The 21,002-nt window shown below is 55.5% G+C and carries 16 protein-coding genes; 9 read left to right on the top strand and 7 right to left on the bottom strand.

Annotated features, from left to right (window positions below; all coding sequences use genetic code 11):
* Window positions 1-25 precede the first annotated feature (25 nt).
* The 3 genes from BM123_RS15380 to BM123_RS15390 all read left to right on the top strand — a co-directional run bounded on the left by BM123_RS15380 (window position 26) and on the right by BM123_RS15390 (window position 5,708).
* Window positions 26-3,268 carry a T9SS type A sorting domain-containing protein gene (locus BM123_RS15380; protein ID WP_090170102.1) on the top strand — a complete coding sequence of 1,081 codons (3,243 nt, stop codon included), beginning with the start codon at window positions 26-28 and terminating at the stop codon, window positions 3,266-3,268.
* Between the two features lie 227 nt (window positions 3,269-3,495).
* A complete protein-coding gene (gene dacB, locus BM123_RS15385; protein ID WP_175489411.1) occupies window positions 3,496-4,962 on the top strand; it encodes a D-alanyl-D-alanine carboxypeptidase/D-alanyl-D-alanine endopeptidase in 1,467 nt (488 codons plus the stop codon).
* Window positions 4,963-5,045: 83 nt separating this feature from the next.
* Entirely contained in the window at window positions 5,046-5,708 is a 663-nt protein-coding gene (locus tag BM123_RS15390) for a class I SAM-dependent methyltransferase (protein ID WP_175489412.1), read from the top strand.
* A gap of 224 nt (window positions 5,709-5,932) precedes the next feature.
* Here the strand turns inward: BM123_RS15390 and BM123_RS15395 are convergent, their stop codons facing one another.
* The 3 genes from BM123_RS15395 to pdxA form a co-directional block, all read right to left on the bottom strand.
* Window positions 5,933-8,200, bottom strand: a complete 2,268-nt coding sequence (locus BM123_RS15395; RefSeq protein ID WP_090170201.1) for an efflux RND transporter permease subunit — start codon at window positions 8,198-8,200, stop codon at window positions 5,933-5,935.
* A 46-nt stretch (window positions 8,201-8,246) separates the two neighbouring features.
* Window positions 8,247-8,393: a hypothetical protein gene (locus tag BM123_RS24270; RefSeq protein WP_175489413.1), complete on the bottom strand. Its 147-nt coding sequence runs from the start codon at window positions 8,391-8,393 to the stop codon at window positions 8,247-8,249.
* 234 nt (window positions 8,394-8,627) lie between these two features.
* Entirely contained in the window at window positions 8,628-9,740 is a 1,113-nt protein-coding gene (pdxA, locus tag BM123_RS15405) for a 4-hydroxythreonine-4-phosphate dehydrogenase PdxA (RefSeq protein ID WP_090170108.1), read from the bottom strand.
* Between the two features lie 233 nt (window positions 9,741-9,973).
* On the opposite strand from pdxA, the gene BM123_RS15410 reads away from it, so the two are divergent.
* Window positions 9,974-10,591 (top strand): HAD family hydrolase, encoded by a 618-nt coding sequence (locus tag BM123_RS15410; RefSeq protein ID WP_090170203.1) that lies wholly within the window; start codon window positions 9,974-9,976, stop codon window positions 10,589-10,591.
* On the opposite strand, the gene BM123_RS15415 is transcribed toward BM123_RS15410, so the two are convergent.
* From BM123_RS15415 to BM123_RS24275, 3 genes are all read right to left on the bottom strand, one after another.
* A complete protein-coding gene (locus tag BM123_RS15415) occupies window positions 10,584-11,228 on the bottom strand; it encodes an MBL fold metallo-hydrolase (protein ID WP_090170109.1) in 645 nt (214 codons plus the stop codon). The two genes, BM123_RS15410 and BM123_RS15415, sit on opposite strands and share 8 nt — an antisense overlap.
* Window positions 11,229-11,355: 127 nt before the next feature.
* The gene (rho, locus tag BM123_RS15420; RefSeq protein WP_090170111.1) at window positions 11,356-13,404 is read right to left on the bottom strand and encodes a transcription termination factor Rho; all 2,049 of its coding nucleotides are present in this window, start codon (window positions 13,402-13,404) and stop codon (window positions 11,356-11,358) included.
* An 84-nt stretch (window positions 13,405-13,488) separates the two neighbouring features.
* Window positions 13,489-13,629 carry a hypothetical protein gene (locus tag BM123_RS24275; RefSeq protein ID WP_175489414.1) on the bottom strand — a complete coding sequence of 47 codons (141 nt, stop codon included), beginning with the start codon at window positions 13,627-13,629 and terminating at the stop codon, window positions 13,489-13,491.
* Window positions 13,630-13,916: 287 nt separating this feature from the next.
* On the opposite strand from BM123_RS24275, the gene serS reads away from it, so the two are divergent.
* The 5 genes from serS to ligA all read left to right on the top strand — a co-directional run bounded on the left by serS (window position 13,917) and on the right by ligA (window position 20,126).
* The gene (gene serS, locus BM123_RS15430) at window positions 13,917-15,200 is read left to right on the top strand and encodes a serine--tRNA ligase (protein ID WP_090170115.1); all 1,284 of its coding nucleotides are present in this window, start codon (window positions 13,917-13,919) and stop codon (window positions 15,198-15,200) included.
* Window positions 15,201-15,311: 111 nt separating this feature from the next.
* Window positions 15,312-16,010: a zinc metallopeptidase gene (locus BM123_RS15435; RefSeq protein WP_090170117.1), complete on the top strand. Its 699-nt coding sequence runs from the start codon at window positions 15,312-15,314 to the stop codon at window positions 16,008-16,010.
* Between the two features lie 187 nt (window positions 16,011-16,197).
* Window positions 16,198-16,761, top strand: coding sequence for a ribosome recycling factor (frr, locus tag BM123_RS15440; RefSeq protein WP_090170119.1), 564 nt, complete (start codon window positions 16,198-16,200; stop codon window positions 16,759-16,761).
* A 73-nt stretch (window positions 16,762-16,834) separates the two neighbouring features.
* Window positions 16,835-17,980: a BamA/TamA family outer membrane protein gene (locus tag BM123_RS15445; RefSeq protein ID WP_175489415.1), complete on the top strand. Its 1,146-nt coding sequence runs from the start codon at window positions 16,835-16,837 to the stop codon at window positions 17,978-17,980.
* 25 nt (window positions 17,981-18,005) lie between these two features.
* Window positions 18,006-20,126, top strand: coding sequence for an NAD-dependent DNA ligase LigA (gene ligA / locus BM123_RS15450; protein WP_090170123.1), 2,121 nt, complete (start codon window positions 18,006-18,008; stop codon window positions 20,124-20,126).
* A 129-nt stretch (window positions 20,127-20,255) separates the two neighbouring features.
* Here ligA and rluF read toward each other — a convergent pair whose 3' ends face one another.
* Window positions 20,256-20,960: a 23S rRNA pseudouridine(2604) synthase RluF gene (gene rluF, locus BM123_RS15455; RefSeq protein ID WP_090170125.1), complete on the bottom strand. Its 705-nt coding sequence runs from the start codon at window positions 20,958-20,960 to the stop codon at window positions 20,256-20,258.
* Window positions 20,961-21,002 lie beyond the last annotated feature (42 nt).

Here is a 21,002-nt window from a genome sequence, read left to right on the forward strand (position 1 = left end):
GTTGAGATTAAAACACAGAACTGGAATGAAAACAATTATCAAGCTGTTCGGATTGTCTCTGGCAATCTGCCTTTCTTTTGTTGCCACAGCACAATACGATCTTTCCCCCGGAGAACTGGAAAAGGTGCCGGTAAGCACTATGCCTGCACAAGACAATGCCTCTTTGCTGGCGGCCGAACTGGCCGAACGCCGTCCTGGCCGGGCCAACACTTTTGCCGTCACGATCCCGGTCCAGATCCGCCCGGCTAACGCCGGCGCCTGGACAACGGAAGGCCCCACCTCCATCTGGCGCCATCGCGTCAACAGCCCCGGAGCGCATACCCTCAATTTTGGTTTCAGCGAGTACAACCTGCCCGCAGGTGCAGAGCTTTACCTGTTGAGTACCGAAGAAAAAATCGGACCCTTCACCCCTGCTGATAACGCCGACCATAACCAACTGTGGACGCCGATTCTCGAGAGCGATGAGGTAATGGTGGAGCTTCGGGTGCCGACCAAAAGCAAAGGTCTGGTGCAGCTTTATCTGACATCCGTTAATCACGATTTTCAGGACGTGACCAAGTCTCTCTCCGGCTCCTGTAACCTTGATGTAATCTGCGGAGAAGACGATGGCTGGGCTATTGTCGATCCCTATCGTGATATTATCCGGAGTGTGGCAGCCTACACGCTTGGGGGAGTGGACCAGTGTACAGGTTTCCTGGTGAACAATACAAATAACGACGGAGCGCCGCTGTTTATGACGGCAAATCACTGTAATGTTACGGCCGGTTCAGACCAGTCATTAGTAGCCTACTGGAATTTTCAAAGTAGTGAGTGCCGGCCGGTAAACAGTACCGCCAGCGGTGGAAACGGTGGCGGTTCACGTGCCATCTTTAATAGTGGAACGGTTCACCTGGCCAGTAATCCGGCTTCGGATATGACGATCACCATGCTGGAAGAAGCCGTAAATCCTGCAGCTAACGCTTTCTACGCTGGTTGGTCTAACGAAGCGCCCGTTCCCCAGGACACCGTTATTTGTATTCATCATCCAGGCGTAGATGAGAAACGCATCTCCTTTAGCTTCAACCAAACTTACCGGACTAACAACGGCGGAGGTACGCCCGATGTCGATGGAAGCTTACTTGAGGTCCCGTCCTGGTCAATCGGAACAACCGAAGGAGGCTCTTCTGGCTCTCCAATTTTTGACCGCTTCAAGCGCGTCCGTGGTCAGCTATTTGGAGGGCAAGCGAGCTGTACGAACGATTCATACGATGTCTACGGCTACTTCCACGTCAGCTGGACCGGCGGCGGCACTCCTGAAACCCGCTTGATGGACTGGCTCGATCCTTGTGGAACCGGTGTGGTTTCTGTTGACGGATTTGATTCGGCTGATTTACCGCTAACACTGGTGGCGGCCGCTAATTGCGTATCTGGCTGTGGAGCGACCGATACAGAAATGACCTTTACGCTGGGTAGTGGTTTCCCGGCAGGAACGGCTCTTAGCATTACAGATCAAACGGCAGGCATTACTCCTGTTCTTTCAACTTCTACTGCTGCAGGAGGAGAAGCGGTTACCGTAACTGTTCCTGGAAATGTTTCAATAGCGGAGGGTGATTATACCATCACCGTTACTGCGGGCTCTGGAAACACTTCTGACGACATTACTTTCTTTCTGGAGCTTTTCAATGAGGCGGCTGCTTCAGCTCCTGCGGCTATTCTCCCCGTTGATGGTGGTGTTGGCATTAAGCCAACAACAGCCTTTCAGTGGTCAGACGTTGCCGGTGCTACCTCCTACGACGTTGAACTGTCTACTACCGACGACTTTTCCGTGATTACAGATTCTGGTGCTGGCCTGATGGGCACGAGTGCTTCTCCGGACCTGCCGCTCGATGGCAATACTACCTACTACTGGCGTATTCGGAGCAACGGTGCGTGCGGACCGGGAGAGTGGGCTGAGTATAGCTTCACCACCCTTGACCAGACCTGTGCGGCGGAGAGTTCTGCTAACCTGCCCGCCGAGATTACGGGGGCGGGCATGCCGACAATTACCGTACCCCTCATGGTTGGGTCTGAAATTCCGATTGAAGATATGGAGGTTCGCCTGGATATTGCCCACACTTTTGTTGGTGATCTTGAAGCCACGCTTACGTCGCCTGATGGAGCAAGCATTCAACTCTTCAATTCTCCGTTTGATGGTAACTGTGGCTTTGATAATATTTCCGTTGTCTTCTCGGATGACGCTACCCTGACGGCAGCAGATTTTGTGAATACTTGTGATGAAGGAGACATTGCCGTTTCGGGTATTTACCAGCCCGCCGAATCCTTTGCCGCCTTCGCCAGTGAAAGTTCTGCCGGAGAGTGGATACTAACGGTCAATGATCTGGCCGGAGGAGACGGCGGCGCCGTGGTAACCTTCGATATTACTTTTTGTGGGCAGGGCGGCGTTGTGCGCGACTTCTCCGTCTTTACAAACACGGAAAGCCTGGTCGTTTGCCCATCTGATGAGGCTTCCATTGACTTTAGCCTGGGAACCAGCTTCACGGATGCCGTAGCGGTTCGGGTAAGTACCAGTAATACTCAACTGGACAATTTTACTTCGTCTTACGATGGTGGTCAGCGACTGTTAACGGTTGATTTCACGGGGTGGGCAGCATTGACCCCCGGAAATTATGATCTGACCTTTACCGTCGTTGCTGAAGATAGCTCAGAGCGGGACATCATCATCCCGCTGACCGTTAATCCTGATGGCCTGCCAGCGGTGCTGGTCAGTCCTGAAGACGGTGCCGAACTGATGGAAGGTACTATTCGTCTGGATTGGGATGCCGTTACCGGAGCCACCAATTACACCGTTCAGTACTCCGTTAATGAAGACTTCTCCACCATCGACTTCGAAGACACCCGTGGTGCCTCCAACATTACCGTAGCAGATGTACCCGTAGGTCAGGTCATCTACTGGCGGGTGTTGACGAATAATGATTGTAGCCCGGCTGTCAGTGCTGTGCGGACTTTCCGGATCCGGCCCGTCGGCGTGCAGAATTTTGGTCAGGGACGAGTGCTGAACATTTATCCTAACCCCGTTCGCGGGCAGTTAACGGTAGAAGCAACGGGCAGTTTCCCCGGTGGCCTTTCTGCTGATCTGTATGACGCAACGGGCCGCTTCCTGCGCACTTACCCCCGCCTTTTGGGTGGTCGTAATCAGGTTGATCTGAATGGCATTGCCGCAGGTGTCTACTATCTCCGCCTCGCGACGGATGGTGAAGAACGGACGGAGCGCTTAGTAGTGCTTCCATAGTTTGATAGTGGAGGTAATAATCGTAGTATAATAGTAGAGAGATGAATTTGACTACGATCATACTACGATTACGATCACTACTACCATTACTAAAATCAGGCGCGGCCGCAGGTGCAAGGAATGCATTTGCGGCCGCGCTTTTTTGGAGGAGACGCTATGCGTTGAAGATCCACAAGGGCCGAGGCGCAGCGTATCCACCACCAGAAAAATCCACCCTATCTTGCAGCGTGAATAATCCTTACCCTTTTTTCCGTCTTGTTTTTGTGCTTGGAGTCCTCCTTTTTCCGCTTTGGCTAGGGGCACAATCTACAATCAGCCAAAGCGTAAGAGCCTTTGCGCTCGACCCGGAATTGGCCGGCGCAGCGATCTCCATTGACGTGGTAGACGTTGCTACGGGGCAGCGGGTTGCCGCTCACCAGCCCGAGATGGCCTGTATCCCGGCTTCTACCCAGAAGCTTTTGACGACGGCGGCGGCTATGGACATCCTCGGCCCCGATCATCGTTTTGAGACGAAGCTCTTCATCACCGGTGACGTAGTGGACGGAGAACTACGCGGAGATCTTTACATCGTGGGCGGGGGAGACCCCAGCCTCGGTAGCCCCTTCCTGAAGGGCGTCCCCGGTCTGGAAGCCATCCTGGAGCGCTGGCGCAGCGCCGTGCAGCGTGCCGGCATCACCCGCATCAACGGCCGGGTGATCGGAGACGGCAGCTACTGGAACACCGACGCTACGCCCGGCGACTGGCCTTACAGCGATATCGGGAACTACTACGGGGCGGGTGCCTACGGCTTAAGCATTCATGAAAACCTATATTTTCTCGACTTTCTGCAACGCTCGCGCGTCGGTAGTCAGCCGCCCATCCAGCAAACCCGGCCTCAGGTGCCGGGCCTGCACCTGATCAATGAGCTCCGCAGCGGGCCGCGGGGCAGCGGAGACCAGGCCTATGTCTACGGCTCGGCCTACAACTATCAGAACTACGTACGGGGCACCATCCCCGTTGGCAGCAAACGCTTTACCATCAAGGGCGCTATCCCTGACCCGCCGCTCTTTACCGCTCAGGCGTTCTGTCGTAAGCTCGAGGCCGTTGGCATTGACGTGGCTTTACCGGCCGAGAGCCACCGGACGCTGGGCGGTGGCCGCTATCTGGAGGGAAGAGAAATTGACGTCTACGAATCTCCCGAGCTATCCGTGCTGGTAGACCGCACGAACCTGCGAAGCCTGAACCTCTACGCCGAAGCACTCCTGCGGGAGGTCAACAAAAGCCGGGGGCTGGAAGACCATGAACTGGGCTCCGGCAAAGTATTGAAAGACTGGCTCGCAGGCCAGGGGCTCAACCCCGGGCCGATTAACGTCGAAGATGGCAGCGGGCTCGGTACCCGGAATTTCTTCCCCGCCGAGTTTATGACGGCCTTCCTGCGGACACAGGTGGATAACGACCGCTGGCGCGCCAGCATCCCGCTGGCTGGCCGAACGGGTAGCATGCGCGGCTTCCTGAAGGGGACCGCCGCTGAGGGCCGCCTCTCCGCCAAGTCGGGCTCCCTGAACAGCGCTCGTGCCTACGCCGGCTACGCCCGCCGTAAGGACGGGCGGGAGCTGGCCTTCGCCATCATGGTCAATAACTACACCATCGAGGGCAAAAGTCTTCGCAACAAAATGATGGTGTTGATGCGGGAGCTTTGTAGTGGGCGTTTGTAGCGCCGACTTTAGTCGGCGTCTCCGTCGACTAAAGTCGACGGTACAAAATGCCGCCTTATCTTACGTCCATTAAAATCCGGTTCATGCGTTACTTCTTCTTTGGCCTGATGGTCATGCTGCTGTTTACCGCCTGCCCTCCTACTCCGGAGGCACCGCCCCAACTCGACGATGATATGTTCATCGATGACCCCGTAAACGAGGAACGCGACCGGAGTATCTGGCAGCAGCCCGGTGCCGTAATGGATGCCATGGGAGACATCCGCGAAAAGGTGATTGCTGACATCGGTGCCGGTAAGGGCTTCTTCGCCAAGCGCCTCGCGCTGGTCGCTGACCGGGTCATCGCCGTGGAAATCAATGACAGCCTGATTGTAGACCTGGAACAACTCCGTGAAGTAGAGCTCCCCAAGGAATTCAGGCCCCGGCTGGAGCCCCGCCTCGGTACGGAGAGTGACCCGAAACTGGAAAAAAGCGAAGTAGACATTATTCTCCTGGTTAATACCCTTATGTACATCGAAAACCAGGAAGATTACCTGAAGAAGCTCTATCCCGCCCTGCGCTCCGACGGCCGCATCGTCATCGTCGACTGGAAGAAGCGCGATACCATCGAAGGCCCCCAAAAGAGCAAGCGCCTGGCACTAGGTACCCTCGAAGAACAACTAAAAGCTGCCGGCTTTCACCTCGTCTCCAGCGACGATCTGACGCTGAAGTATCAGTATATCGTGGTGGCGGATAAGGTGAGGGAGTGAGGGATGGTTTAGTTTAGCCGACTGAAGTCGGGGCTGTGTTACGAAGCTCTGCGAGCTCTTCTTTGCGCGGAAGAGCTCGCAGAGCTTCGTAACACAGCACCAGTTTCAACCGGAACCAATGGCATAAGCACCTCCATTGCTCTTCAACCTCCCCCTGCACCCGCGCCCGTCGCCCTTCCCACCTCCAAAGTGCGGCAGCCTATCAGACTACAAGCACCACCAGCCTACTCCCTGTCCAACCATCTAAGCATCAGCGGAATCAGCATCAAGTCACTCAACACCGCGCTCGCCAGCGTCAAACTGATCAATAGCCCGATCGTCACGCTCGGCGGGTGAATGCTGAAGAGCATCACCAGGAAGCCGAAAAAGAGGACGACGGAGGTGAGCACGATGGCCTTGCCCGCCTCCTTGAAGGTGACGTGGATGGCATCATCGATGCTCATGCCCCGGTCGCGTGCGAGCTTGTATTTGGCGAGGAAGTGGATGGTGTCATCCACCGCGATGCCGAAGATGATGGCGAAGACGATGCTCACGCCCGCCTCCAGCTCGATGCCCAGATAGCCGAGCGTGGCGCCGGCAAAAAGTAGCGGAAGCACGTTGGGCACCAGACTCACGATCAGCATTTTCCAGTTGCGGAAGAGGAGCATCATCAGTACACAGACGATCAGGATCGCCAGCCCGAGCCCCTGCAGCAGGTTCTCGCGGATGTACTCCGAGTTCTTATCGATGATGACGCCCGTTCCCGTGCTGCGGACTTCCACCAGCGAGGTGTCGATGTTGGCATTCACCCAGGCGTCCGTGCGGGCCAGGAAGGCCTGGGTGCTGTCTGCCCCAAGGTCATTGAGGCGGCTGGTGATGCGGGCCTTTTTGCCATCCTTACTCATGAGGATGTTCAGGCTCAGGGCCGGGACCTGCCGGGCGAGGCGCTGGTATTTGGCGTAGGTCCGCTCGTCCGTCGGCAGCTCGTAGGCATCCGGGCGGTTGTTGTTGAACATCTGATTGATACTGCGGTAGATGGCCGTGACGCTGGCCGTGCTCCGCACGGCGTCAAACTGCTTCACGTAGTCCTCAATGCGGCCAATCTCGGTCATCACCGCAAAGTCGGTGATCTGCGCAGAGTCCTTCGCCGTTACCGCCATCTCGAAGGGGCGAAAACCGGCCAGCTCTTTTTCGAAAAAGAGGAAGTCCTCCGTGATCTTTTTGCCGCGGGGCAGGGCCGACTCGATGCGGTTGTTGGTCGTGATCATGCTGATGCCCAGCGCACAGAAGACGGCGAAGAAGGCGGCACCGATCTTGATCTTGCCCGGGCTGGTCTTGGTGAACTGGTAGGCGCGCTCCAGCAGCCGGTCCCAGAAGGCTTGCTGCCGACCAATTTTGACGATCTGATCCACGCTCAGGTAGGAGAGTAGTGCTGTGGTGAAAAAGATGACCGTCACGTAGGCGACCATCACGCCCAGAGCGGCGTTGATGCCGAAGTCCCGGATTGGGTTGATCCGGCTGGTGAGCAGGGTGGCGAAGCCAACGGCGGTAGTCAGCGAAGTCAGCAAGGTCGCCATGCCGATCTCCCGAATGGTGATTTTGATGGCCGTTTCCTTGTCTTTGCCCGCCCGTAGCTCATCGATGTATTTGGACATGATGTGGATCACGTCCGAGGTCCCAACAATGATCATCAGTACGGGGTAGAGTGCCGCGATGGCGTTCAACTCCCGCCCCAACAGGCCAAGCAGACCGAGGAACAGCAGCAGCCCCAGCCCAATACTCACCAGAGAAACGAGAATGCCCAACGGCCGCCGGAACAGTAAAAACATGATGAAAAATACCAGGATTCCGGAGATGACGGCGGAGACAGCTACTTCCCGCACCTGCATGTCCACCATCTCTTTCTGGAAAAAAGCGGAGCCGAGGTAGTGGTAATCTTCAAAGTCATAGTTGGCCATCAGGTCTTCCACACCCGCCATCAGGGCCTTACTCTTATCGATGCTGGACGGGCCATCACCTTCTCCCGTCAGGTTGATCAGGCTTTCGGTTTTGAGCAAAACGACCAGAGCCGTCCCTCTTTCGTTGATGAGGGTGTTGACGAAGCGCTCGTCCTGCATGATGCGCAGGCTATCGGCTTGGTAGCGTGAGGGGTCATTCCGGTGAATGGCCGGGATGGTGGTGACGGCAAAGGGCGTCTTGAGCGGATAGACGAAGGTCGTCAGGCTCTGCACACCCTCGATGTAATCCAGGTCGCGGGCCTTCAGGGCAAAGTCATGGGCGTTCTCCAGAAAGGTAGAGTCGAACACGCCATTCTCCCGCTCTAAAGCGACCAGCAGGAAATTATCGTCGCCCTCAAATTCCTCGATAAACTCCAGAAAAAAGGCCAGGTCATCATCTCCCCGCGGGAAGAACTGCGAAAAGTCAAAGGTGAACTTCAGGTTAAAGCAGCCGTAAACTGCCGCAGCACTGAAGAGGGCAAAAACGATGAGAACGGGGAGGCGGTATTGGCGCATGGGGAGTCTGGTAACAACCGGACGCTCAAAGGAACTCAGAACTACGCTACGCTTCGTGCTGAGCACCTTCGAGGACCTTAATGATAACCTTCGCACCAAGGACCTCGAAGGTGTTGGCCACGTAGCCTAAGGCGGAGGAGCCAATTCCTTTGAGGGTCCGGTTAACGAAGGATACTTCTCTAAGCGCTCCCACCCGAAATGGTTGGGAAAATCCTGCTTTAATGACTTGTTTTTTACGCCCGGTCAACGCTCCTTCCAGGAGCGAGCAGCAGCGAACATTCTCCGGATGCAAGTTGACGGATCCCCTCCTGCCTCCTTGAACCGGACCTCGAAGCGTCGCGACAGCGACCTTCGAGCGTCCTGGTGACAGCGACCTTCAAGGGGCTTGGCGACAGCGACCTTCAAACGTCCTGATGACATCACCTCCCTACTTCTTCCCCCGAGGCCCCTTCTTCCCCGCAGGCTTACCGCCAGGTTTTCCACCTTTCGGCTTGCGCTTATACACGAGGTGCATACGGCTGGTAAGCGGGTTCGCCGTGTCTTCGGTGTGGCGCTCGCGGTTCAGGAAGGCGTCGCGGGCAACGAAAAGAGCAGCGATGAAAGAATCGGGGTTGGCCTCATCTTTTCCTACCAGGTCGTAGGCCGTTCCATGGTCGGGGCTGGTACGGATGGCGGGTAGGCCGGCGGTGAAGTTGACTCCTTTGCCAAAGCTGAGCGCTTTGAAAGGAATCAGGCCCTGGTCGTGGTACATCGCCAGCACGGCATCGAACTGGTTTTGCTTGCCGGCGCCGAAGAAGCCGTCAGCGGGGAAAGGCCCCATGGCCAGAATGCCCATCTCTTTAGCTTTCTCTACGGCGGGGCGGACGATCTTGATGTCCTCATCCCCGATGCGGCCGTCATCGCCACCGTGCGGATTCAGGGAGAGCACCGCGATAACCGGGCGGGCGAGTCCGAAGTCGGCCCGCAGGCTCTTATCCATAATCTTCAGCTTATCGATGATGCGCTGTTTCGTAACCGCTTTGGCGACTTCAGAGACCGGGATGTGGTTGGTAACTATGCCCACACGAAGCTCATCGGTAACGAGGAACATGAGGCTCTCGTTGGCATCAAGTTTTTCGGTCAGCATTTCCGTGTGGCCGGGGTAGGGGAAAGCGTCTTTGGGCATCACCGATTTGTTGATCGGGGCGGTGACCAGAGCGTCGAGCTGGCCATCTTTAAGTTCCTCGACGGCGGCTTCGAGGCTCATGGCCGCAGCGCGGCCGCCGGCTTCGGTGGCTTCGCCGGGGGTGTATTCAATGTCTTCGGGGAAGGCCTCTACGAGATTGATCTGCCCGTCTTCCGCGTCTTCTGCTTTTGCAATGATGGTAAAGGAAAAGTCAGCCGTTTCTTCGCTGGTATAGCGGCTCAGCGCTGCGGCAGAAGCGTAGATCACGGGCGTCACCAGCTCCAGGATGCCGGGGCGCGAAAGGGCCTTGATGACTACTTCGGGGCCGATGCCGTTGGGGTCGCCGATGGAGATGCCGATCTGGAGAGGATTCATACTGCTTTTAGTTTGCGGCACGAAGGTAGCGAGAAGTAAAACAATCTGGCGCGGACGCAGGTGCAAGGGGAGAATTTAAAAGCAAGGGAAGTGCCCGGCTCGGCCAAATAGCTCGCAGAGCTTTGCAAGACAGCACCGGCTTCAGCCAGCAACATTTTAATTAATAATTGCGCTCCGCTTGCCAACACGCTGCTGAAGCAAAGCCTTACCTTGCGCCCTTCAAACTTATCCCCATGCACACCATCATTTTTGACATCGGCAACGTCCTCATCGGCTGGAACCCGCTACTGCTCTACAACAAAGTCTTCGACACTCCGGAGGAAGCCGAATGGTTCGTCAAAAACATTACCCACCTGGATTGGAACGAAGAGCAGGATCGCGGCCGCCCCGTCGCCAAAGCCACCGAATTACTCGTAGCGGAACACCCGAAATGGGAGCGCGAAATCCGGATGTACTACGACCGCTGGACGGAACACTTCAGCGGCGCCATCCCCGGAACGGTAGAGATTCTCAAAACCCTCCACGCAGGTGGCAATTACCGCCTGCTGGCCCTCACCAACTGGAGCGCCGAACTTTTTCCCTGGGCCCGCGAAAATTTCGACTTTCTGGAACTCTTCGAAGACATCATGGTCTCCGGCGAAGTGAAAATGAAAAAGCCCGAAGCCGAAATTTTCCATCACCTGGCCAAAGTCTACGATCTCGGCGATTTCTCCGGCTGCCTTTTTATTGATGACAGCCTCCGGAATTGTGCAATGGCCCGCAGCCTCGGCTTGGACACTATTCGCTTTGAAAATCCGGAGCAGTTGCTTCAGGAGTTGAAGGAAAGAGGGGTAAAAGTAGAACTTAGCTGAGCCAGGGGTTACTCGTCCGCTCTTTCCCGATCGTCGTCGGCCCACCGTGGCCGGGGTAAACGACCGTCTCGTCCGGCAACGGCATCAACTTTGTGAGGATGGACCCGATCAGGGCTTCGTGGTCGCAAAAGGGTAGATCCGTCCGCCCAATGCTACCGTCGAAGAGCACATCTCCGGCGATGACGTAGCCCTCCGCCCGATTCAGGAAGCACAGGCTGCCGGGGCTGTGCCCCGGGCAGAAGAGTGCCTCGAAGGTCGCCTCGCCCAGCTTGATCTCATCTCCTTCGTTAATGAAGTAGCCCGGCTTTGGGCTGGGCGTCATGGGCGGTAGCCCGTAGCGGCTGAGCGCCAGCGAGGCGATTTCCATTACCTGGACTTCCAGCGGGTGAACACCCAGTTCCAGCCCATATTGGCTGGCAACGAAGGCGTTGCCGTAAATATGGTCAAAATGGCAGTGCGTGTTGATCAGTTTGACCGGTTTCAGCTCCCGCTCATCAATGGCCGCTACCAGCGCCTGTTCTTCCGCTGTAGAAAAACACCCGGGGTCAAAAATGATGGCCTCCCGGCTGTCTTCATCATACACGATGAAGGTGTTTTCCTGAACCGGGTTGAAGGTGAAGGAGAGTATTTTGGTCATAGCTTAATCGTTGGGTTGTTTCCGTTGGACGAAGGTCCGCAAAAAAAATCCCCGGAACAACCTGAGTTATTCCGGGGATAAGGGGATGATGAGCATTCACCCATTTTCCCATTCAAACAGTCACTTTCTACGAGTTCATCGAAGCGATAAACTCATCGTTGTTAGTCGTGGAGCGCATATGGCCCATCAGGAACTGGAAGGCTTCTTCCGGCTTCATGTCGGCCAGGTGGTTGCGGAGTACGAACATACGTTGTAGTACTTCACGATTCAGCAGCAGGTCGTCGCGGCGGGTGCTCGACTTGGTGAAGTCGATACTTGGGTACATCCGCTTATTGGCGAGGAAACGATCGAGCTGCAGCTCCATGTTACCGGTACCTTTGAATTCCTCGAAGATCACCTGGTCCATCTTGGAGCCAGTGTCAATGAGGGCCGTTGCCAGGATGGTAAGAGAGCCTCCACCGTCGATGTTACGGGCGGCACCGAAGAATTTCTTCGGCTTTTGGAGAGCGTTAGCTTCCACACCACCGGAGAGTACCTTGCCGGAGCTGGGCTGAACGGTGTTGTAGGCCCGCGCCAGGCGCGTGATGGAGTCCAGCAGGATACAAACGTCGTGTCCGGACTCAACCATACGCTTGGCTTTTTCCAGTACGACATTGGCTACGCGGACGTGATTGTCCGCCGGCTCATCAAAAGTAGAGCTAACCACTTCGGCCTTTACGCTGCGCTTCATGTCCGTAACTTCCTCGGGGCGTTCATCCACGAGGAGAACGATGAGGTAGGTTTCGGGGTGGTTCTCGGCAATGGCGTTGGCTACGTCCTTCAGCAGGAAGGTTTTACCGGATTTTGGCTGGGCAACGAAGAGGCCCCGCTGTCCTTTACCGATCGGTGTAAACAGATCGATGAGGCGCATACCGTAGTCTTTACCGTCTGCGCGGTTTGCCAGAGTGAATTTTTCCGTTGGGAACTGGGCCGTCAGGTAATCGAACGGCACCCGGTCGCGAATGTCGCGTGGGTCAAGACCATTAATTTTTTCTACTTCCAGCAGGGCGAAGTATTTCTCTCCTTCCTTCGGTGGCTTAACCGGCCCGCGAACGGTATCTCCGGTTCTGAGGCCAAACTGCTTTACTTGCTGCGGGCTGACGTATACATCGTCCGGGCTCGTCAGGTAGTTGTAGTCGCTGCTACGCAGGAAGCCATAACCGTCCGGCATCATCTCGAGGATGCCGGTGGACGTCACCAGACCATCAAGTTTGAACTCCGGCTGGCGGGGTTGGCGGTTTTGGTTGCGGTCTTCGCGGTTGTTGCGGTTGCCACGGCCATTGTTGCTGCGTTCTTCCCGCTCATCATAGCGGCCACGGCGTTCGTAGCGATCGTTGCGGGGCTGATCACTTGCAGCTGCTTCGTCATTACGTCCGCGCCCGCGTCCGCGACTCTGGTTCTGCTCTTCATTGTCGTTGCTCGTTTCCTCACTACGACCACGCCCGCGTCCGCGACCGCGACCGCTGTTGTTGTTTTCGTTATCGTCAGCTTTTTCTGCGCGTGGGGAACGACGGCCTCTGGGGGTGTCCTCCTGGTTGCTTTCTTCTTTTGCTGCACGGGGGGAACGGCGTCCGCGGCTTGGTGTTTCCTCGTCGCCGCCGCTTTCGCGGGCAGCTCTGGGAGAACGACGCCCACGGCTTGGCTTTTCGTCTTCGTCGGTAGCTTTTTCGCTGCGTCCACGGCCTCGGCCCCGGCTGCGCGTTGGTGTTTCTTCCTCGTCGGCGGGCTTTTCCGTACGGCCACGGCCACGCCCACGGCTTGGCTTTTCTTCTTCGTCCGCAGCTTTCTCGCTGCGTCCACGGCCTCGGCCCCGGCTGGGTTTGGTTTCTTCGTCTCCGGGCTTTTCGTCACGGCTACGGCCACGACCCCGCGTGGAGCGGGTGGTCTTTTCGGTAGTAGCTTCTTCCTTTTTGCGGGCGGAAGCAGCGGCAGCAGCCCGACGGTTGGGCACTCGGTCGGTGTCCGAAGCCGCAGGCGGCTCGGCAGCAGCAGAGGTTCCCTGAACGGCCTGTTGGTCAAGAATCCGAAGGATCAGATCTTGCTTGTTGTGCTTTTTGTAGGACTTCAGTCCCATTTTTTCGGCCAGATCCCGTAGTTCCGGAACCAACATGGCCTTTAGTTGCGCTATGCTTAACATTAATTAATTAGATAATACTGTAATGGGTAAAATTGGGGGGGGATTGGTGCGCAGAGAATAGATGCGCGCTATAGAGTGAAATTGTCAGTACTTCAGGACGGGCAGCTCAGAAGGAGCAGCGGTGGAAAGTGTCAGGTCCGTAAATGACAAAGTAGATAGGGTGACCGGATAGGTATCAAGAAATGATAGCTCCTGGCCATGCCAGCGGAATCGCTTGCCTTGCAAAAGTAGGGTTTTATTTCTTAAAACGAATAAAAACCTATGTTACCTTTGCGCCAACCGATGCAGCTTGCCATAAGAATACAGCAACTTATGGGATAAAGTTTACTGTTGTCCCCAAGAAGAAAATAGCCAACGGGTTAGCTTTCTTTGCTCATTAACCTTCTTCTTTGCACCTGCGACCGCGCCAGAATAGTAATGTAGTAGTGTAGTTTGGTAGTACTGTAGTGCTTCAACTGCTTACCCTACGACCACTACATTACTGCAATAATACATTACTACATTACTACCTCATGCTCCTTCTCCAAACTCTTCGTGATGAAAAAGACCGTGTCCTTACCGGACTTGCCAAACGGCAAGTCGCTGATGCGGAAGCCACCATTGATCGAATTATTGCGCTGGATGATCGCCGCAAAGCGACCCAGACCAGCAACGATGAAAAGCTGGCCGAGCGTAACACGATCTCTCGTCAGGTAGGGGAATTAATGAAAGCCGGTAAGCGGGAAGAGGGGGCCGCTCTGCGGGATCGCGTAAATGAAATTAAGGAAGGTATCGCTGCCGGAGAAGCAGAACTGAACCAGATCAAAGAAGAACTGGAAGAAGCCCTGCTGACCCTGCCCAACGTGCCACACCCACTGGTGCCCGCTGGTGTTACTGAAGACGATAATGAAGTGTTCCGCCCCTTCGCCGGTGAGCTTCCCGTTTTGCCTGATACGGCCAAGCCACACTGGGAACTGGCTGAAGAATACAAGATTTTTGATCTCGAACTCGGTGTAAAGACCACCGGTGCCGGCTTCCCGGTCTTCACCGGCCAGGGCGCACGCCTGGCGCGCGGGCTCGTTAATTTTTTCCTGGACCGGAACACGGCTGCCGGCTATACCGAGTTCCAGCCACCACTACTGGTTAACGAAGCTACCGCCCGGGCTACGGGGCAGCTGCCCGACAAAGAAGGGCAGATGTATCACTGTACGCAAGATGATTTTTACCTCATCCCCACGGCCGAGGTGCCACTGACGAACCTTTACCGGGACGTTATCCTCGACCCCGAAGAGCTCCCCATAAAGCTAACGGGCTACACTCCTTGTTTTCGCCGGGAGGCCGGCAGCTACGGCGCCCACGTTCGTGGCCTGAACCGCGTACACCAATTCGACAAAGTTGAGGTCGTGCAGTTGGCTCACCCGGAAAAAAGCTATGAGATTCTCGATGAGATGGTCGCTCACATTGGCGGACTGCTCGATGAACTGGGGCTTCCTTTCCGCATCCTTCGCCTCTGTGGCGGAGACCTGGGCTTTACGAGTGCAATGACCTTCGACTTTGAGGTCTGGAGCGCCGCCCAGAAGCGCTGGTTAGAAGTGAGTAGCGTGAGCTGCTTTGAAACCTTCCAGAGTAACCGACTCAAACTCCGCTACCGTGGCGAAAACGGGAATGAGCTGGCGCATACGCTGAATGGCTCTGCTCTGGCCCTGCCCCGCATCATCGCTGCCCTGCTGGAAAACAATCAGACAGACGAAGGCATTACTTTACCGGAAGTGCTGCATAGCTACCTGGGGATGACGAAGCTGGAGAAGAAACAGTAATAATACCAGGACAATAGTGATGGCAGGTGCTGGCGGTTACTGCTATCTGCTCAAGTGACCAGTTGCCGGTTCACAACGTCCAAAGATTACAACTGATAAAATACCAAGTCTATGTTTTCCGGTCCTTACGGCATTTACATCATCATCACCATGGTTTTTGGTGGCATTGGCATGCTCGTCAGCAACCGGCTGAAAAGCAAATTTCAGCAGTATGCCCGGGTGCCCATGACTAACGGAATGACGGGGCATGAGGTGGCCCTGAAAATGTTGGATCACTACAATATCCACGATGTCAACATCGTGATGGGGAAAGGTTTCCTGAGTGACCACTATAACCCGAAGACGAAAACGGTCAGCCTCAGTCCTGATGTTTACCAGGGCCGGCACGTTTCTGCAGCGGCGGTAGCTGCACACGAGTGTGGCCACGTAGTACAGCATGCTGAAGGCTATCAATGGCTTACATTCCGTAGTAAAATGGTGCCGATCGTGCAGTTGGCGGGCCGGGCACAGGGCTTCCTGCTGATGTTCGCCATCGGTGGTGCTGCTACTGGTTTTGGTGGAGTTTTGTTCCAGATCACCGTTGCCGCCTTTCTGATCACCACCGTTTTTGCGCTCGTTACCCTGCCCGTGGAATTTGACGCCAGTAAGCGGGCACTCGCCTGGTTAGACGACAGCCACGTAGCTACCGGCGTCCAGCATGAAGGGGCAAAAGATGCGCTCTGGTGGGCTGCCATGACCTACGTCGTTTCCGCACTTTCCGCGCTTACGGTGCTGATTTGGCTGCTGCTGCGTTCTCAGAATCGACGCTAAAGCTATTTTTTTTCGGCTAAATCTTTACATTTGGCGTGCCGTGAACGTTTTCCCGGAGAGCGAAAGCTTTTTTGGGCGTCCCGCAGTATTGCGGGACAGGTGCAAGGTGGGGTTGCTTTTAGCAATTGGCGTCCCTCCTCCGGCACTTTTCCCCTCCTGATTTACCCCTACCAAAATTACTCCTGAGATGGACGAACTACTGAGCGAACAACTGGAAGAATCTAAAATGCTGATGGACGAAGCCATCGAGCACCTCGAAAAAGAACTGACTAAAATACGCACCGGCAAAGCCAGTCCGGCCATGTTGGGCGGCCTGATGGTAAGCTATTACGGCGCTAAAACGCCACTGCAGCAGGTGGCCAACGTTAGTACGGCAGACTCTCGTACCCTCACGATCCAGGCTTTCGATAAGACGGCTATGCCAGACATCGAGCGGGCTATTTTCGAAGCTAACCTGGGCGTAACGCCCATGAACGACGGAGAGCTCATTCGCATCAGCATTCCACCCCTGACGACGGAGCGTCGTAAGCAGCTCGCCAAGCAGGTGAAAGCTACGGGCGAAGATGCTAAAATCGTTATCCGAAACGTCCGCCGCGACGCCATGGAAGCCATCAAAAAGGAAGTCAAAAACGGTTTCCCGGAAGATGCCGGTAAGCGGAAGGAGGAGGAAGTCCAGGGATGGGTGAACGGCTACAACAAAAAGATCGAATCCATCGTAGAAACGAAAGAGGAAGAAGTGATGACGCTCTAGTTATGGGCGCTGTTGGTGAACTTAACGGGCCATGGCAAGCTTCTGCTTAGTACGCTTCGCTAGAAACCTTACCATGCTCCGTTTTCTCCCCTTGCTTTTATTAACGCTGCCCTGCACCGGCGTCCGCGCCCAAAACCTGTTGGATAAGGTTACGGACCTGATGGAGTTTAACCTGGGGAAGCCTCCCACGGATACTTCCCGGTTTCAAACCAAAGTGGTACTGGCACCCATTGCCTACTACGAACCACTCACGAGTTTTGGCTTTGGTTTCGGGGCTAACCTGTTGTTCAAGCCGAAAGGCGCAGGCCCGGAAACCCGGACTTCCAATGTCCCGATCGGAATCAGCTACACGCTAAAAAACCAGGTCTTTTTCACCTCCGGCTATACGGTCTTCTTTCCCGAAGAGCGCTGGATTTTTCGGGGAAACCTGGATTACACCGATTTTCCCCGCGATTATTTCGGGACAGGGAACGGGACGACCGAAGAAGACAGAAGTGAAGTAACCTACCAGCAATTTCTGGTGGAACCCCTGTTGCTCCGGCAGGTCGCTAAAAATGTTTTTGTCGGTGGTGGGTTTCGCTACGACACTTATTACAGCGCTGAATTGCTAACCGAGACGGATGAGTTGCCCGCTGGCGCCAGCCTGCAGGATAGCCTGGGTAGTAAGGCCGTTGGGCTGGAGTTCGCCGCCTCCTACGACAGCCGCAACAGTGTGCTGAACGCTCAGAAGGGCTTGCTCGCTGAGTTTACTCAGGGTTTTTACGGACAAAATTTTGGTGGCAATAACGTTTTTCAACTTACCAAGCTGGACCTGCGCGGCTACAAGCGTACGGGGCCGAAAGGCGTCTTCGGCCTGAACTTCTTCGGCCGCTACGCCGCCGGTGACGCGCCACCGCTCGAACTGAGTGAACTGGGCGGTGATATGCTCTTGCGCGGTTTTCCGGAGGGGCGCTTTCGGGATCGGCTGGCGCTCTTCGCCCAGGGGGAGTACCGCTGGCAGACTTGGCGTGGCGTCGGCTTTGTCTTTTTTGGAGGGCTAGGGCAGGTGGGCAGCGGTGCGGCTGACCTGGGGCTGCGGGAGCTACGCTACTCCCTGGGGACGGGACTTCGGGTAACCATTATCCCCAGTGAAAATGTCAATCTGCGGGTCGACTACGGCTTCGGATTGGGCAAAAGCTCAGGAAGCGGCTTTTATCTGGGGCTGGGAGAGGCTTTTTAGGTAGGAGTATTTTACCTTGCGGTCTATGTCTACCCCCGCCCAGAAATTCACCCGCTCAAAGGCTTACCTAAGCGGCGAAGTTAGTCTTCCCTCCGAAGAGCAACACTCCGAACTTGCCGATCTCCTTCGCTACCATGAGTGGCGCTACTACGTGCAGGATGACCCGGTGCTGAGCGATAAGGAATATGATGAGCTGTATAAAATGCTCGAAGGAATTGAGGCGGCTCACCCGGAGCTGATCAGCCCGGACAGCCCGACGCAACGCGTCGGATCCGACCTTTCCGGGGACTCCGTCAGTGTCCCACACCTGGTGCCCATGCTTTCGTTGGGTAACAGCTACAACGCCGAAGACCTGGCTGAATTTGACAAGCAGGTGAAGCGGATGCTGAACATGGAAGAAACTGCTCCTCTGGCCTACGCAGTAGAACCTAAATATGACGGTGGAACAATTGTGCTTGTCTATGAAAACGACCAACTCGTCCGGGCAGCAACCCGTGGTAACGGCGTACTCGGTGAAGAGATGACCCACAATGCGCGGGTGATCCGCTCCATTCCGCTTTCGGCTAACTTTAGCAAGTATGGCTTGCACCGGGTGGAGGTCCGTGGCGAAGTCATCATCCGTAAAGATCGCTTCGAGGCCCTGAATGCCAAGCGCAAAAAAGAAGGACTTACCCTTTTCGCCAACCCCCGAAATACCGCCACCGGCGGTCTGCGGATGAAGAGCCCCAAGGAAGTGGCTGACCGCCAGCTGGAAGCTTTTATCTACAGCTTCGGCTACGGAGTGAACGCTGACGGGGAAGATGCCATTCAGGCATTTGGTACGCACACCAAAGCATTGGATGTGCTGACGGAGCTGGGCTTTAAAGTGCCCGCTACAGGGTTTGAGCGGGAGAGTGCGCCCGACATCGTGGAAGCTGCCTCCTTTTGCCGTAAGTGGGAAGAACAACGGGAGGCTTACGCCTACGAGATTGATGGTATGGTGGTGAAGGTTGATGACCTGGCGCTACAGGAGCGTGCCGGCTATACCAGCCACCACCCACGCTGGGCCATTGCCTACAAATTCGCGGCGAAGCAAGCGACGACTACCTTGGAAAACGTCGAATATCAGGTAGGTAAAATCGGGACCATTACGCCAGTGGCGAAAACGACACCCGTCTCTCTGGCTGGAGTAATGATCTCAAGCGTGAGCCTGCACAACGAAGACTTTATCCGTGACAAAGACCTGCGCCTGGGCGATAAGGTACTGTTGGAAAGAGCGGGTGATGTTATCCCTTACATCGTTAAGCCGCTGGCAGACTTACGGGATGGCAGCGAGACGCCGATCGAATGGCCGGCCGTTTGTCCCGTTAATCAGACCGACGAGCCGGTAACGCTCATCCGGGAGGAAGGCGAAGCCGCCTGGCGTTGCCCTAACTGTGTTTGCGGCAAACAGGATTTAGCCCGTATCATTTTCCACGTCTCCAAGGCCGCTATGGATATTGACGGTATGGGGAAACGCTACGTGGAGCTTTTTCATGCCCGTGGCTGGATGAACACCATCGTCGATGTATACCGCCTGCCCTATGAATGGATTTCGGTGCTGGACGGTTTTGGTAACAAATCCGCTGAAAACCTGAAAGCGGCCGTTGAAAAAGCGAAGAAACAGCCGCTGTGGCGCCTGCTCTATGGTTTTAGCATCCATCACTTCGGAAAAAAGGCGACTCAGCTGGTAGCCCAGAACATTGAGCATGCCCTTGATTTGGCCGACTGGACGGAGGAGCAATTCACGAACATCAAAGACATTGGCCCGACGGTAGCGAAAAACGTTATGGAGTGGTTTGCCATTCCGGCAAACGTTGAGATGATCCGGGAGCTGGAAGCGCTTGGCGTCAACGTCCGCCCAACCGACGAAGACCGGCCCGCAGCCGAAGTGACGGAAGGCCCTTTCCTGGGCAAATCCATGCTTTTTACCGGTTCCCTGCAGCAAATGAGCCGCAAGGAGGCGCAGGAAAGGGCGAAGAACGCAGGTGCAAGGATTGTTAGTGCCGTGTCTGGTAAACTGGATATTCTGGTCGTGGGCGAAAAGCCCGGCTCCAAGCTGAAAAAAGCGCAGGCATTGGAAACGGTCAGGGTAATGACGGAGGCGGAGTTTTTGGCGGAGTTGTAGGGACGACTCTTTAAAAGGTTGTTGCTTTATTGCGCTTGTGTGTTGACGCCGGCACAATAGCTCGGAGAGCTTCGTAATACAGCACCGGCTTCAGCCGGATGCTAGTGGTCGAATCTCAGTCCCCGACCACTAGGTCAATGCCAACAGAACCTCCAACTCATCCTCCCGTAATTCCCGCAACTCGCCAACGGGCTGATCATCGAGCCGGACGTTCATAATGCGGATCCTCTTTAAGGTCCGGACCTCATAGCCCAGGTATTCACACATGCGGCGAATCTGCCGGTTGAGCCCCTGGGTCAGGATGATACGAAAAGCCTTTGGGCCAATTTTTTCTACTTCGCAGCGCTTAGTGACCGTATCCAGGATCGGGATGCCAGCGGACATTTTACGCACGAAGTCCCGGTTGATCGGCCGGTCAACGGTGACGATGTACTCTTTGTCATGAGCATTCTCTACCCGGAGAATTTTATTGACGATGTCTCCGTCATTAGTCAATAGCAGCAGCCCGGTGGAGGGCTTGTCTAGCCGCCCGATGGGAAAAATGCGCTCTGGGTAGTTCAGGTAGTCAATGATGTTGGTCTTGTCCCGACGATCAGTGGTGCAGGTGATTCCGGCTGGCTTATTGAGGGCGAGGTAGACAGCGGCGGGCTTTTCACTGATGATTTTACCATCAACGGTCACCTGATCTCCGGGGGAGACGCGGTTGCCGCGGCGGGCGGGGCTTCCGTTTAGCAGTACGCGACCAGCGTCGAGCATCCGGTCTGCTTCCCGCCGTGAGCAGAGACCGGTGGAAGAAATGAATTTATTGATGGAGATGGAATCGTCTTGAGCCATTGGGCAAAGGTAGTCTTGTGGTCTGATAGTCTTGCAGGCTAC

The sequence above is a fragment of the Neolewinella agarilytica genome (genome assembly GCF_900110645.1).
In the GTDB taxonomy this organism is placed as follows: domain Bacteria; phylum Bacteroidota; class Bacteroidia; order Chitinophagales; family Saprospiraceae; genus Neolewinella; species Neolewinella agarilytica.